Raw genomic sequence first — 617 nt, 5'->3', positions numbered from 1 at the left:
TTTGAAGTCACTAGCAGATATGATCAAAGGTAAGCAGGGTCGATTCCGTCAGAACTTGCTTGGGAAGCGTGTTGACTATTCTGGCCGTTCGGTAATCGTTGTTGGCCCAAGTTTGCGCCTGCATCAGTGCGGTCTTCCGAAGAAAATGGCGTTAGAGCTTTTCAAGCCCTTTATCTTCTCTAAGCTCGAGAGTCGAGGGCTTGCGACTACCATTAAAGCTGCGAAGAAGATGGTTGAACGCGAGACTGCAGAGGTCTGGGATATTCTTGCTGAAGTTATTCGAGAGCACCCTGTCATGCTCAACCGTGCCCCGACACTTCACCGTCTCGGTATTCAGGCATTTGAACCCGTATTGATCGAGGGTAAGGCGATACAGTTGCATCCATTGGTTTGTGCGGCTTATAACGCCGACTTCGATGGGGACCAAATGGCTGTCCACGTTCCTTTGACATTGGAAGCACAGCTAGAAGCTCGCGCTTTGATGATGTCTACCAACAACATCTTATCTCCCGCTAACGGAGAGCCGATCATTGTTCCTTCTCAGGACGTAGTACTTGGCCTTTACTACATGACGCGTGACCGCATAGCGGCAAAAGGCGAAGGCATGGTGTTCGCTG

Annotated in this window: 1 pseudogene; it reads left to right on the top strand. The window is 50.2% G+C overall.

The features are described 5' to 3' along the window. Positions 1–617, top strand: a pseudogene (locus A3751_RS19985) (DNA-directed RNA polymerase subunit beta'); the annotation flags it as partial.

It is taken from the genome of Oleiphilus sp. HI0080 (assembly GCF_001635135.1).
This window is presented reverse-complemented; position numbering and strand designations above follow the sequence as displayed.